This window comes from Vibrio sp. Vb1980 (genome assembly GCF_033338615.1).
In the GTDB taxonomy this organism is placed as follows: Bacteria; Pseudomonadota; Gammaproteobacteria; order Enterobacterales; family Vibrionaceae; genus Vibrio; species Vibrio alginolyticus.
Genome location: NZ_JAWOSZ010000003.1, coordinates 341403 through 354722 on the forward strand (window position 1 = coordinate 341403; position 13320 = coordinate 354722).

The window sequence follows — 13320 nt, forward strand, 5'->3', positions numbered from 1 at the left end:
GACAGCTGACCTCATTTGCCTCAGGAGCAAATTAAAGGGGTAATTAAGCCGCTTGTTGACAGCCAAGGATGTTCAGAATCTCTTCCACATCGTTGGTACTGGTTAGCTTCTCAATTGCCTCCGGCTCATCGAGCGCGTTCGTAATGGTGGTAATCACCTGGATGTGCTCATCGTTCTTAGCGGCAATGCCGATAACCAGTTTCGCTACATCATCGTCGTCTTCAGTAAATTGGATACCCGATGGGTATTGGCAGATTACAATGCCGGTTTTCTTCACGCGGTCTTTCGCTTCTACCGTGCCGTGAGGCACTGCGATAGATTCGCCTAGGTAAGTTGGAACCAATGCTTCACGCTCAAACATCGCGTCTACGTATTCTGGTTCTGCGTAGCCAAGTTCGACCAACTTGTTGCCCGCGAAGCGAATCGCTTCTTCTTTGTTGGCAGCTTTCAAACCTAGGTGAATGTTTTCACGCTGGATTTGGAACACCGACGTTTGCTGTGGCTCGAAGTTGTCGTCGTTTGCTGCCACGAGCGAAACTTTTACCATTTGGTCGTCATTGGCTGCGGATTGGTTTTGCGCTGCTAGTAGTTTGGTGACTAGCTGGTTGTACATCTCGCTGTCTAGGAAGTTAGTCAATGAAATGTGGTGTGCGTTTGGAGCATGCTTACGTGCACGATCCGTTAAGTCTTTATGAGTAATCACGATATCTGCACTCTCTGGTAAGCTGTTAATGGCAAGGTTGGTTACGTGGATGCTCAGACCTGCGTCTTGAACCTTTTTGCGTAGCATGCTCGCGCCCATTGCACTCGAGCCCATGCCCGCATCACAAGCGACAATGATGCTTTGTACTGTCGCTAGGTCTACGTCACCTTTGCTTTGGCTGTTTACCACCGCATCGTTTTTAGATGCAGATTTCATGTCTTTCATTTGTGATGTTGCTTTTTCTAGTGCTGCTTCATCACCGTCTTCTTCTGTGGACGTTTGTGTCTTCATTAGTAGTGCTGCTACCGCGAATGACACACCTGTTGCTGCTGCGATAGACGCTAGAACACCAACGATTGAGCCTTTCTGAGTCATCAACAAGATTGCAAAGATTGAACCTGGTGATGCTGGAGAAACGATACCTGCGTTAAAGATAGTTAGAACGAATACGCCAGTCATACCACCTGCGATAGCCGCAAGGATTAGGCGAGGGTTCATTAGGATGTATGGGAAGTAAATCTCGTGGATACCGCCGAAGAAGTGGATGATTGATGCACCACCTGCCGTTTGACGAGCCGTACCTTTACCAAACACCATGTAAGCTAGCAGGATACCTAGACCAGGACCTGGGTTTGCTTCGATTAGGAAGAAGATCGATTGACCTGTTTCAGACGCTTGTTGGATACCCAGTGGAGAGAAAATACCGTGGTTGATCGCATTGTTTAGGAACAGGATCTTCGCAGGTTCAACGAAGATTGAAGTCAGTGGTAGTAGGTGAGCAGAAACTAGGAAGTTAACGCCAGCCGCCAAGCCACCAGAAAGAATTTTTACGAATGGACCGATAAAGATGAAGGCAAGGATCGCACATAGCATGCCGATGATGCCCGCAGAGAAGTTGTTAACCAACATCTCGAAGCCACTTTTTACTTTACCATCGATGTAGTTATCGAATTTCTTGATAGCCCAGCCGCCCATTGGGCCGACCATCATTGCCCCCATAAACATTGGGATGTCTGTGCCGACAATCACACCCATTGTTGTGATTGCACCGACTACCGCACCACGATCGCCACCAACTAATTTACCACCGGTGTAACCGATAAGTAGTGGCAGCAAGTAGGTAATCATTGGGCCAACCATAGAGGCTAACGTTTCGTTTGGTAGCCATCCAGTTGGGATAAATAGAGCAGTGATAAAGCCCCACGCGATAAACGCGCCGATGTTTGGCATTACCATGTTTGACAGAAAACGACCAAAATTTTGTATCTTGATCTTGGCATCTGGTGATATCATAACAATTCCCCGTTCGATGTTCTGATGAATCTTGTTGTAGTAAACGGTTCGCCAAAACCGTTTGTTTGATTGCTTAGTACCCAATCAATTTACCACACATTTTCCAATTGGAACTGACAACGGGTTTTTCGTGATCTACGCCCGCATTTCTTAGGCTGAGAAACGGTTTTTAAGTGACCAAGTTCAACTTATTAACTTGTAACTTAATAACAAAAAGCAACTTTCAAACCTGTCAATAAAAATCTTAGTGATCAATCCGATCTTCTGACAAAATTAAAATCAAAATACTTTGTGACTTTGATCACTTTTGATTTTTTTTGAAATTCGAATTAAATGCTTGTGATGATCAATGTCACGTTTTGTGTTGAGTTGTGGTGGATTTAAAGTGTGACTTGGATCTGTTTTTGTTTTTTGTGAAAGTTTGTGACGGAATTGGTGAGATAAATGCTATCTAGATCTTTCGATAGATTGTATCTATGAGAGTCTTTTCGGCGCACTTCACGGAGCACGCCTAATTAGTTGATGAAAGGGTAAATAAAGAGAGTCGCCACACGGTTCTTCTTGTGATTCCCAACTCTCTACTTAATCACTGTTCTTAATCATCGTTGCTATTAGTATGATAGACGAGGTAGTCATGAGCTTGCTCGCGTCCCATATACCTTGCCAACGTCTTTTCTTGAACATCGCGCAAATCCACCATAATCAATCCATCTAGAGCGTTATTGAATGCAGGGTCGACGTTGAAGCATACCAGCTTGCCATTGAGGCTTAAGTACTGACGCAGCAAAACGGGCACTCCTTTCCCTTCATCGATTCTGGCAATGACACGTGACAATAGCTGTAAATCACCCAGAGCAGTGAGCATGCTGGTGTTCCAGTCACGGTGGTGCTCAGGAAGTGGGTTAGAAGGTGTGACGTACTCTGCGCAATTGTTGTCGTAGTGGTGCAGTGTCATTGATTGAGCCAGTAATTGACGTGCAGTATCGCTATAATCGTTGCTAATGCTTACCGGACCAAATAGGTGAGTGTAATCTGGGTTTTGATGAACGAACGTTGCGATGCCTTTCCACAGCAGCAGTAGCGCGCTCATGCTCTTTTGATATTGCTGTGCAATCACAGAGCGCCCCATCTCAATGGATTTACCCATTTGGTCGATAAAGCGTTGGTCATAGTTAAACAACGTTCGTGAATACAGACCTGCTACGCCGCGCTTTTCAATCAGTTGATCAACCAGACCTAAACGATACGCGCCCACCAAGCATTGATTCTCTCTGTCCCACACAAACAGATGCAGGTAATCATGATCGAAATGGTCAATGTCTATTGCTAGTCCCGTCCCTTCGCCAACTTGTCGGAAATTGAGCTCACGTAGGCGACCAATTTCATGCAGTAGGGAAGGGATATTCTGCGACTCCGTGCAGTAGACATCGAACTCACCACTTGTTAGCAGCTTGGACTCTTTTGGTAAGTTGTTCAGTTCTTCAAGCAATTCGCCTACGGGTAACCCTGCCGCTATTGGTGAGAGCCGTTCTGATGAGGAAGAGGGCTTCACCGATTGGATTTCACGATTGAGTAAGTAAGTGTTGAGCCGCAAATAGTTCACTACTTGATCATCGTTAAGCGTGTTGATCTCTTTAAATTTTATCGCTTGGCCAAAGGATAAGTTGATGGTTTGCGCCTGTTTGTTCAGCAGTTCTCGCCCAAGCAGTAGGGTGCGCAAAAGTGGATGGATTTTCCCTGCCATATAGAAGCGTTTCGAGTTCTGACCACTGATGAATACTGGAACTGTCGTTGCTTTGTTTTTGCGGATCAGGCTACTTACGCTTCGACTCCACGCTTTGTCTTCCAAGCGTTGCTGTTTGGCATCGACTAACTGGGAAACCTCACCGGCAGGAAAGACAAGCAATAAGCCGCCACTTGCGAGGTGTTTATTAGCCGCTCTGAGGGCCTTCATATTCGATTTGACGGCGTCTCTGCTTTCAAACACATCGACACCAATGAAGAGCTGATCTAACTCTGGTACGGTTTTCAGGTATTGATTGGCTAGAATTTGGATATCGTCTCGTACCATCAACAAGAGTTCGGCCAAGATGACGCCTTCCACACAACCAAGCGGGTGGTTCGCCACAATGACGGTAGCTCCTTGTTTAGGTACTGAGTCGAGTGAACCATGAGCAATGCGATAGTCGATACCTAAGACATCCAGCGTGAAGCGGAGAAAAGTTTTGGTATCGGCATTAACGGGGCGTTGGGCGTAGAACTTATCAAGTTGGTTTAAACCGGTTGCCCATTCAGCAACGTTTTCACCAATGCCAAACGGCGTTTTACGTGGGAGACGAAAAGGGGTCGAACTATCCATATTTACCTCAGCGTACAAGTTGCTGATTGGATAGTAGAAATTACAGATGACAATTCAGAGGCAAAAGCATGAGCCTTTGGTGACAAACCAATGAAGCTTTATTGACTAAAGAAAACGGTATATCACTGTGCTATGAATCAAAACTCGCGTTATGTCTCCCTCTTAAAACAAGAGATAGGCTATCTTATCTAGAACAAAGATTAAGCTAAGTTGATATTTATCAGGGGGAAATAATGGAACGAGTTTCCAATAAAGCAGCACTTTGGATTGGGCTAAGTTTGATACTTGGTCTTGGCATACTTGGCTATTTTATGCAGCAGACGGCGGTGAAATACCGAGCCTATGAAAGAGTCGTGACAGTAAAAGGTTTGTCGGAGCGTGAGTATCCTGCTGATACGGTGATTTGGCCGATTCAATTTACTCTAGCGAGTAATGATATGGGAGCCATGTTTGATGAAATTGACCAGCAAACCCGTTTGATTTTGGACTTTCTAAGTGCCAAAGGGCTTCCTGAAACCAGCGTTTCCCTTTCTTCCCCAGCGGTCATTGACAGAAAAGCACAGCAATATGGGAGCGAGCAAGACATTGAGTATCGTTATTTGGCCTCGCGAACCGTTACGGTTTATAGCCAGAGTGTTGATGTTGTTCGAGCGGCAATCAATGAAATAGGTGAGCTAGGAAAGCAAGGCGTTTTGCTTAACCAAGATCCTTATGCAAATCGTGTTGAGTACAGCTTTACTAAGCTGAATGATGTGAAGCCAGACATGATCGAAGAAGCGACTAAGAATGCGCGTGAAGTGGCTGAGAAATTTGCGAAAGACTCACAGAGTTCACTGGGTAAGATCAAACGTGCAACTCAAGGGCAGTTCTCGATTTATGACCGAGACAGCAACACGCCTTACATTAAGAAAGTACGAGTGGTATCGACGGTTCAATATTACTTATCTGATTAAAGTTGCGCTCATATAGTCAATAGTTGGTCGTTCCATCACCTTCTATTTGTAGAGGTATCTATGCTCTGTGATAGGGAAATCAGTCTTCGCTGACGCTATATACAAGTACTTTTTTATAAAACTAAGTTCTTAACAGTGATGAGGTGAGTTTGATAATAATCAAGCTCACTTGTTTCTTATGAGCGTAAGTTAGTATGACTTATTGCTAGAAGGAATTAGTATCATGGCATACAAGCACTTTGTTAGAGAACTACTGGGTTTAGCGATTGTTGTCTCTGTCGTCTTTGGCGTATTAGGCGTGATGTTAGAGCTCTTCGCACTGACGGCACTTTGGGAGCATCAGCAAACGATAGCCGATGTTTTTTTCCATGAATCTCTCTACTTCATCGTATTTTTAATCCCACCATACTTCCTCTGGAAGTTGATTAACCGCCCTGAATTGGTTTCTGCTGATCAAGCTTATTTGGCAATGAAGTTAGAGGCTGAAAGTCGACAATGAGTCGATTTAGTGAGTAATGAAAAGAAGAGGCTATGAGAAAACATTAGCCTCTTTTCTATCTGATTCGTGGGGCAAAGTATTCGCTGCTTTATTGATTAAAAAGCTGCTTCGATTGTGCCTTTGAAAGTGCGATCGAGATAATCACGAATCGCTTGAGATTGATAAATAGAAACGAATTTTTTATACGCTTCATTATTTTTGTCTGCGTCACGAGTGGCGATGACCATGACTGCTAATGGGGCGTCTTTTGCTTCAAGATAGATACTTTGTTTCTTAGGATCTAAACCAGAAGACATTACGTAGTTCATTGTAATCGCAGCCGCGTCCACATCATCTAATGTTCTGGGTAGCTGAGCGGCATCTACCTCGACAAATTCAAATGATTTTGCGTTTTTTGTGATATCAGTTAGGGCGGCTTTATGGCCAACACCCTGTTTCAGCTCAATTAAACCTGCATCGGCGAGTAGCAACAGACCACGACCACCGTTGGTAGGGTCATTTGGAAGCGCTATACGTGCATTGTTTGGAAGCTCTTGCAGTGAGCGATACTTATTGGAATAAAGCCCCATACGCATAAGAATGGACTGACCAATTGATACTAATTGGGCGTTATGGCTACTGTTGAAGTTGTCTAAAAATGGCTGGTGCTGATAGCTATTAATATCGATGCTACCATCGCTAAGAGCGGCATTAGGTGTCACGTAGTCAGAAAACTCAATGACTTCGACATTCAAACCTTGCTTCGCTGCCTCCTTCGCTACCGCCTCGACTACTTGTGCATGTGGTCCAACTGTCGCGCCCACTTTAATGACAGAGTCATCTTTTTCTCCACAAGCGCTTAAGCCGACTACTGCCGTGAGAATCAAAGCTAGTTTCTTTAAGTGACCAATACTTTTCATTGTAGCTCCATTTTTGCTTTAGACGTCCATACGTTTATATGTCCATACTATCAGAAGTTGTCTGAGGGTCAATGGTTTAAATCACGAGCAGACATTTTGTTTCTATTGCTCGTATAGAAAGCCAGATAATAGTTAAAGAAGAGGGGAAGAAGAAAAGCTATTACGAGGTTAGTGACGAGTTACCGCAACCGAAACTGTACCCAAAGATATAAGATACAAAAAAGGCGTAGTAGGTATTAACCTGCTACGCCTTTCGAAATATGGTGGCCCCTCGCAGACTTGAACTGCGGACCAATCGATTATGAGTTAGCCACTAACGCAGGAAGTCTAGGAAAACCGAGGTAAATTAAGCGTAACTAAAAATACCTTAAAGTATTTACTAAACAGTAGTTTAGCGTAGTTTTGCTAAAATTGTCAAAACTAGTGACTGTACCTCTAGTGTACCCATTCTCCTTGAAGCACTCAGTTCGAAACTTCGAGATAAAGTTAAAGCTCATTTTGTTGCTGTTACTATTAAGTGCTTTTTAATTAGAGATTCAGAGTGAATCTTAAATTCAACTACTTCTTTTTCAACGGTAAACCCGCTATTTACAAGTAATTTGATTATATTTTTAGAGTGTCCTGGGTATTTATGATAGACGTAGTCGTTATATACAAACTTCTTGCCTTTTTTTAGTACTCTATACAGTTCCTCTATTTGAACAGGGGATACATTAAAGTGCATTACGAAGCTTGAAACAATAGCATCTATACTATTGTCATCCTTATCTATACTGTCATCTTTTCCAAATAAAAAAGCATTACCCATAGACAGTCTCTCTTTGTACATCTCGTTAGCAGTATGTACAGCAAATGAGCATAGATCTAATCCAGTGATACCTTTTAATTTTCTCTTTGTTTTTAAAATGACATCAGCTAGGATTCCTCCGCCACAACCAAAGTCTAAGATTTCTTCTCCATCTTTGAGTTCTGACTTATCTATGAGATAATTAATTATTGACTCTGTGTAATCGTAATCAATTACGTCTCCGTTTAATAATATTCTTATTTTGGATAAACTACTGACATCATTATCATCCAAATCACAAGGTGGATTAGGAATGTAAATTTTATTCATGTATCGATAGTACTGCTTATCATTATATATAATAATATCCTCTAAAGGATTTTTTACATATATAAGGTTGTTGAATAATTCCATACTATTTACCAAATATTTTAGTCATGAATTTATCGAATAACTTTATATTATATGCTGATAACAATTTAAAGTGATTACAGCTTAACAACAATATAATAGCTACTGTTATAATTAAATCTAATATAAATAACTTCCCTTGAAAATAGCTTAAGCATAATAAACTATTGCCATAAGTGATATCTTGGCAAGTGTACCTTGCTTCATCAAAGTTGAACATAAAGTAGCTAAGGAACCAAGCTGCGGACGGAAAAGAAATGAGCAATATGGTTCTAATTTTTATAATTGATTGATTAAAGAATAAAAATTTAGTCGCTAATGATACGCATGCTAGAATCCATAAAAAATCAAGGCTTAAATTAAAATAAGATGGAAATAGAGATTCAAATCTACTAGTGTCTTGGCGAGTCGCATCTAAGCCTATTGATGATATAAGCGATAATATTATACTGAAGACAAGTATTTTTATTTCTCTATGTCTTGATGCGAAAATATTTTCAAACTGAATAGAAGATGATAAATTATTTATTTTTTCTGATACTTGATTGTCTATATCTTTACTGTTGCTTAATCTAAATAAAGATGACTTATATATTCCTAGATCTTCCCATTCTTTAAAATAATTCAAACTATTTTGAGAGTATACCTTTTCTATTGAAACTGGTTTTCCGTCAATTGTGGAATTATCTTGTTTTATGTCGAAACTTTTTTTAGTTTGTATGTAAAGCTTGAAATCGGATGAACTAAACTTAGCATCTTTAAGATCGATGTTAACTTTAACTTTAAATCCTTGGTGGTTGTTTTCAATTTTGTGTTTAAATGTACTTTTAAACCAGTATCCATTTGATGAAATGTTTTTTAATTCATCATCTAGTTCTAAGAATGTATCGTACAATATTACATCTGAATTTGGATTTTTAATTGAACATGGAGATATTATAATATCATCTATATGCTCTTTGTTTTCAGTTATAAATATAGCACCATCAATATCTCCAGATTTACAAAAGGATGTATTTAGAGTTTCTACCTGTTTATCATCTAAAGGGGTTTCTCGACTTACTTTATTAATTAACTCTCTGTAAGAGCTTGAAAATTTAGATTCACTCCCCCAAAACTGCTTTATTACCCTTTCTTCACGGTAAAAATGAGACATGTCGAGATGCTCTATTTTTACGTTCTCGTCATCATTTACATTGAACTTTACAATAAGTCTTGGGTTTTCAGTATCTTTCTTGTAATGGAATGAAATAGAGTTATAAATAGTTATATCACATTCACCATTCACGATATCTCCTACAATGATAAATTGAAAAAACTTATCAATGTGCAATTCAATTTCTCTGTCTGGAGAATCGTTAGCTATGGTAGTGTGTATTCTCATTTGGCTCTCTAAGTCCTTGCCCTAATCTTTAAAATATCAACATTTTAACAAAACTCAAATCTCCTTGGTTAAATTTCTGCACTAAAGACAGATGTCATGTAGACTTTCTTCGGCGCTTTAGCTCCTCTCTGGCCCACTTCGACGACTCCAGCATATCTTTCCTCAAGTTTTCCTTTTCGGCTTCTGTGAGGGGGCGTGGTGGCTCTGTATCGGGTGCTTTTCTTTTCATGCTGCGTCTGACTCTCTAGGTGAGAAGATTTTGGTGGTTTAAGTCGATTACCTTCCTGGCGTAAAAACTATCATCTCACCATCTGCTCAGGTGCTCAATATGTGATCTGCTCTTGCAGCAAGGTGACCAAGCTTCCAATGGGAGTCCAGAGGGGCTTGCCCCTTTGGGCATAGCGTAGCGTAAACCTTCAATACCTACTTAAAAAGTTTATTCATGACGAGGGACGAGACATGAATAAACCAATGATAGAGCTTAACCGTGAGGTTAATGAAGTAACCACTTGTTATACCGGATTCTTTTATCAACTCTCATTTTTTCGGAACTCTGGTAGATACATCAAAACGGAGTCTGTTGAACAGACTCAACTGAGTTATGTCAGAGGGATACGGTGCAAGATTTTAGATATGTTCAGGTTAAAATTTGAGCGTTAGCATTGGTGACTGATTTGAAGGCGTGACAAGTCGACCAAAGCTAATTGGCATGAAAAATTAGGGAGTGTTAATGAATGGGCGGGTATCTCAAGTCGAGCGGTGTTAAGCCTGTATCAAATTGCCCCTGGAATGATTCTGTTTGTGTGGCTTCGACCACTATCGCTTTAACTCGCTTCTTCTGGGCCATTTTACTGAAATAGGTAGGCCACACGTTACATCGACCTGACTTTTTTAACCGCTCTAGTGCATGATTTCTTTGTTCATCCAGCCAGCCCGATTTGATACGAAGTTCTTTCATCAGTTTCATGGTTAACCATTTAAGTCCAGCCGTCCCACGAATTTGACCGTCTTGGTTAAGAATATCCATGTTGGCACTGTTGAGGTAGCCCGCTTGCGTTAATTTATCGATATAACGAAACCAAGAGGATTCAGGCATTGTTTCGTTATACATTTTTTCATATCGCTTGATCATGGCTCGGTGTTTGACTGGATCATTAAACGCCGTCTTTGGGACTCCAATGCGGAATGTTGCCCAATCCATATAACTGATTAGAACGGTTAAGACCCGAAACGCTCTGACTCTTACGCGGCGCTGCATATCTCTGTGAGGGCTAATCAGTGAATTTAGTGACCTGAGAACAAAGGGTTTGTCCTGAAAGTGCTTCAGCTTGTCTATCAAACGGCGAGTAGCCTCTGGTACGCTACCTTGTTTTACTACTCGCAGAACTACACGTACTTCAGGGGAATAGCCTTTGATTGCTGTTGGTGTTGTCTTAGTGTTCTTGCGTGACATGCTATCAGTCCTCACAAGATACATCGGATAGAGTGATTTTTAAGCACTTTAACTCTGTGTGAGGTGCTCTATAATGTTTTATTGTCATGTTATACCTCTCAGGACGGTTAATGTGAAAATGCGGGCCGGTGTTGCGAGCACCGGCCTGTGTGTCTTTATGATTTGCGTTACTTGAACGGCCAACCTTTGGTTTTATTGGTTTGCTTATTCAACGACATCATTCCTCGATACGCCTTGTTTGCCACTTTGTTTTGAATCCCTTCCAGCACGTCAGCTAAGCGATAAAGCTGCTTACTGTATTTGGTGGAGTGTGCCCACTGACCTGCAAAATAAAACGCCAGCATTACCAGGAACATGACCGCGAAAAACGCGCCAAAGTCGGTCCAGTTTTGAGGTGGAAAATGTAGTTCCATGCTTGTTCTCCTCTATGCCTAATGGTGAAATCCTGGAGACCTGTTCTCTCAGAACTTCGGTGTGTGATTCTTTAGCCAACCGTCTACCGGCCCGCTAAAGCTCAATTCGACTCACGCCCCATACCTGCGGCTCTGGCAAACGGTGTGTCACCTGTACCTGGTTCTTCGGACTTGGCAGAATCGCTGCCAATTGAGCCTGTTATCATCTCAGCCATCTCTGAGTTGGTCGCCGACTTAAACGCGGCTTGAAGGGCGGATGCGCCACCGGCAGTCCCCATCACTGCACCAGCCGCCATTCCCCCTGTGGTCATTGCGGCCCCGGCCATTGCTCCGGCACTGATGTTGCCCGAACTGGCGGCGGCCCCTGCGCCTGGGATGAGACCGGCAACGATATTGGGAACGGAGTGGATCAGTAGCACCAGGACCAGCGCAACAATGAAAATAACCAGCAGCTCTCGCATGGGAGTGTCGTCAGATAGGTTGACCAGGAATGAGTCCATGATGGACATCGCAATGCCGATCATGAGTGTCATCGTCATGAGTTTTAACGCCAGGCCAAGGACGTTGCGGAAATAGTTAATGGCGATATCGGAAGTCCAGCGTGAGCCGCCAAAACCAAGCACAAAGATGCCTGCGTAGCAAAGTACCCAGGCCGACACCAAGGCCACTAACACGTTGGCAGAAACAATCGTCATACAAACGACAATCAGCAGGGTGATGATAAAGATCGCCAGGCTGTCGAAAGGGCTGGAAAAGCTATATGCATTGCCTGATTTAGCCACTATATCCAGGGCGATACTGATTGGCTCGGATGGCGTCAGTTCACGCGGTAACCCCGCAGCTTCTGCACCAATGATTCTCAGTGAATCGATGATGGACGTGGCAAATACAGGACCATTGCGTAGCAGCCACAGAAAGAAGCCGAAGGTCATTATGAAGCGGATAAACTCGGCAAAGAATTCCCTGATATCTGCTTGACGGAGGAGGAGGGTTCCTCCGGTCCAAACCAGAGAGATAGTACCAAGCAGCCAGAATAGCCAACTGGCATAGTTGGTCATCACGCCAGCCCAGGTACTGGCGACCGTCATGAACTGGAATGCCACGTCATCCAGCACACCGTTGTTATCAATGGCAGCATGGGCGGCTGCCGAAGGGATAATCAAGCCCAAGGAAATTACCTGACGAACCTTCATGATCAGAACCCCTTATTCTGGCTGCGATCGGTAGGGTCACCCATGTTCCAAAAGCAGTTGGCTTGTTGTTTCTCGGCTTTGGTCAGGTTCGGTGAGTCGCAATCGATATTTTTGATGTCTTGTGATTGGTCACAGCCAAGCAGAAGCAATGACGTGAACAGGCACAAAGCGATAGATGAAGTGATTTTCATGCTTAAAACCCTCTGTTTTGGGAACGGTCGGTTGACGAACCAAAATCAAAAAGTGCTTCGTGGGCTGCTTGTTGCAGTGCCTCTTTATCGGCGTCTGCCTGCATCCGAGCCCCCACAGCGTTTTGCTGAGCAATCAATAAACTGCGGATTTGCAGCAGTTGGTTAGCATGGTTACTGGCAAGCTGATTGGCATAACCGATGGCGGCCATCTGACCATCGGCTCCCTGAGCGGCCGATTGCAAACGCTGAAGCTGACGGGCATCGGTTTGTAAGTTGTCTTGCTGGAGTGCCAGGTTGTTGAATAACGCGTCGTTGGCCTTTTTCTGAGATTCAGAGGCCAAGCGACGGTTTTGGATCATGGCAGTCCTTTCCGTTTCACTGCATCCTGACGAGGAAAAGCAAGGTGAACTGCGGTAGTAGGCCACATCCTGAAATTTGCCTAGATACTCGTCCAGACTGCCGAGCTGATTCTGATAGTAGGCGAGTGTATTGGTCGCCTGAGTCAGATCATGAATCGTGGATTGAGCCTGGTCCCAGATGTAGGAAGCCGGAGCCATAGTGTTTTGCAGCATGTTTTCATATTGCTGCAATTGGGACTGATACTGCTGGATTTGTTTGGCGGTCTGCGTCACGGCTTCCATTGCTGAAATGATGTTTTGTTGCAGGTTAACGCCATCGGCCACCGGTATACCGGACCAAACAGGGCTAGCGTGCGCCATGATCCCGCCGAGTGCTAAAAGACGAATTTTAGCCGCTAAAATTTTTGTGCTGATTTTCATCGT

Annotated in this window: 12 protein-coding genes; 2 read left to right on the forward strand and 10 right to left on the reverse strand. The window is 43.1% G+C overall.

What is annotated here, in order from left to right:
• Positions 1-43: 43 nt before the first annotated feature.
• Positions 44-1996, reverse strand: coding sequence for a PTS mannitol transporter subunit IICBA (locus R7F64_RS08010; protein ID WP_318071582.1), 1953 nt, complete (start codon positions 1994-1996; stop codon positions 44-46).
• Between the two features lie 595 nt (positions 1997-2591).
• Positions 2592-4355: a lysophospholipid acyltransferase family protein gene (locus tag R7F64_RS08015; RefSeq protein ID WP_318071583.1), complete on the reverse strand. Its 1764-nt coding sequence runs from the start codon at positions 4353-4355 to the stop codon at positions 2592-2594.
• A gap of 233 nt (positions 4356-4588) precedes the next feature.
• On the opposite strand from R7F64_RS08015, the gene R7F64_RS08020 reads away from it, so the two are divergent.
• Positions 4589-5308 carry an SIMPL domain-containing protein gene (locus tag R7F64_RS08020; RefSeq protein WP_005379714.1) on the forward strand — a complete coding sequence of 240 codons (720 nt, stop codon included), beginning with the start codon at positions 4589-4591 and terminating at the stop codon, positions 5306-5308.
• A gap of 223 nt (positions 5309-5531) precedes the next feature.
• Positions 5532-5807 carry a hypothetical protein gene (locus R7F64_RS08025; RefSeq protein WP_005379716.1) on the forward strand — a complete coding sequence of 92 codons (276 nt, stop codon included), beginning with the start codon at positions 5532-5534 and terminating at the stop codon, positions 5805-5807.
• 95 nt (positions 5808-5902) lie between these two features.
• On the opposite strand, the gene R7F64_RS08030 is transcribed toward R7F64_RS08025, so the two are convergent.
• The 8 genes from R7F64_RS08030 to trbJ form a co-directional block, all read right to left on the reverse strand.
• A complete protein-coding gene (locus R7F64_RS08030; protein WP_017633488.1) occupies positions 5903-6706 on the reverse strand; it encodes a MetQ/NlpA family ABC transporter substrate-binding protein in 804 nt (267 codons plus the stop codon).
• Positions 6707-7199: 493 nt separating this feature from the next.
• A complete protein-coding gene (locus R7F64_RS08035) occupies positions 7200-7907 on the reverse strand; it encodes a class I SAM-dependent methyltransferase (protein ID WP_237301101.1) in 708 nt (235 codons plus the stop codon).
• A 1-nt stretch (position 7908) separates the two neighbouring features.
• Positions 7909-9288, reverse strand: coding sequence for a hypothetical protein (locus tag R7F64_RS08040; protein ID WP_237301102.1), 1380 nt, complete (start codon positions 9286-9288; stop codon positions 7909-7911).
• Between the two features lie 727 nt (positions 9289-10015).
• A complete protein-coding gene (locus tag R7F64_RS08045; protein ID WP_237301104.1) occupies positions 10016-10741 on the reverse strand; it encodes a hypothetical protein in 726 nt (241 codons plus the stop codon).
• 167 nt (positions 10742-10908) lie between these two features.
• On the reverse strand, positions 10909-11154 hold the full coding sequence (locus R7F64_RS08050; protein ID WP_060658345.1) for a hypothetical protein: 246 nt from the start codon (positions 11152-11154) through the stop codon (positions 10909-10911).
• 101 nt (positions 11155-11255) lie between these two features.
• A complete protein-coding gene (trbL, locus tag R7F64_RS08055) occupies positions 11256-12347 on the reverse strand; it encodes a P-type conjugative transfer protein TrbL (protein WP_318071584.1) in 1092 nt (363 codons plus the stop codon).
• A 2-nt stretch (positions 12348-12349) separates the two neighbouring features.
• Entirely contained in the window at positions 12350-12538 is a 189-nt protein-coding gene (locus R7F64_RS08060) for a hypothetical protein (RefSeq protein ID WP_213963424.1), read from the reverse strand.
• A gap of 2 nt (positions 12539-12540) precedes the next feature.
• Complete coding sequence (gene trbJ, locus R7F64_RS08065) at positions 12541-13317, reverse strand: P-type conjugative transfer protein TrbJ (protein ID WP_318071585.1); 777 nt, start codon at positions 13315-13317, stop codon at positions 12541-12543.
• Positions 13318-13320 lie beyond the last annotated feature (3 nt).

What these genes read in the sequence shown, in the direction of transcription:
- R7F64_RS08050 (WP_060658345.1), bottom strand. Translation starts at nt 11,154, where the DNA reads ATGGAACTACATTTTCCACCTCAAAACTGGACCGACTTTGGCGCGTTT.
- R7F64_RS08045 (WP_237301104.1), bottom strand. Translation starts at nt 10,741, where the DNA reads ATGTCACGCAAGAACACTAAGACAACACCAACAGCAATCAAAGGCTAT.
- trbJ (WP_318071585.1), bottom strand. Translation starts at nt 13,317, where the DNA reads ATGAAAATCAGCACAAAAATTTTAGCGGCTAAAATTCGTCTTTTAGCA.
- R7F64_RS08040 (WP_237301102.1), bottom strand. Translation starts at nt 9,288, where the DNA reads ATGAGAATACACACTACCATAGCTAACGATTCTCCAGACAGAGAAATT.
- R7F64_RS08020 (WP_005379714.1), top strand. Translation starts at nt 4,589, where the DNA reads ATGGAACGAGTTTCCAATAAAGCAGCACTTTGGATTGGGCTAAGTTTG.
- R7F64_RS08025 (WP_005379716.1), top strand. Translation starts at nt 5,532, where the DNA reads ATGGCATACAAGCACTTTGTTAGAGAACTACTGGGTTTAGCGATTGTT.
- R7F64_RS08035 (WP_237301101.1), bottom strand. Translation starts at nt 7,907, where the DNA reads ATGGAATTATTCAACAACCTTATATATGTAAAAAATCCTTTAGAGGAT.
- trbL (WP_318071584.1), bottom strand. Translation starts at nt 12,347, where the DNA reads ATGAAGGTTCGTCAGGTAATTTCCTTGGGCTTGATTATCCCTTCGGCA.
- R7F64_RS08030 (WP_017633488.1), bottom strand. Translation starts at nt 6,706, where the DNA reads ATGAAAAGTATTGGTCACTTAAAGAAACTAGCTTTGATTCTCACGGCA.
- R7F64_RS08015 (WP_318071583.1), bottom strand. Translation starts at nt 4,355, where the DNA reads ATGGATAGTTCGACCCCTTTTCGTCTCCCACGTAAAACGCCGTTTGGC.
- R7F64_RS08010 (WP_318071582.1), bottom strand. Translation starts at nt 1,996, where the DNA reads ATGATATCACCAGATGCCAAGATCAAGATACAAAATTTTGGTCGTTTT.
- R7F64_RS08060 (WP_213963424.1), bottom strand. Translation starts at nt 12,538, where the DNA reads ATGAAAATCACTTCATCTATCGCTTTGTGCCTGTTCACGTCATTGCTT.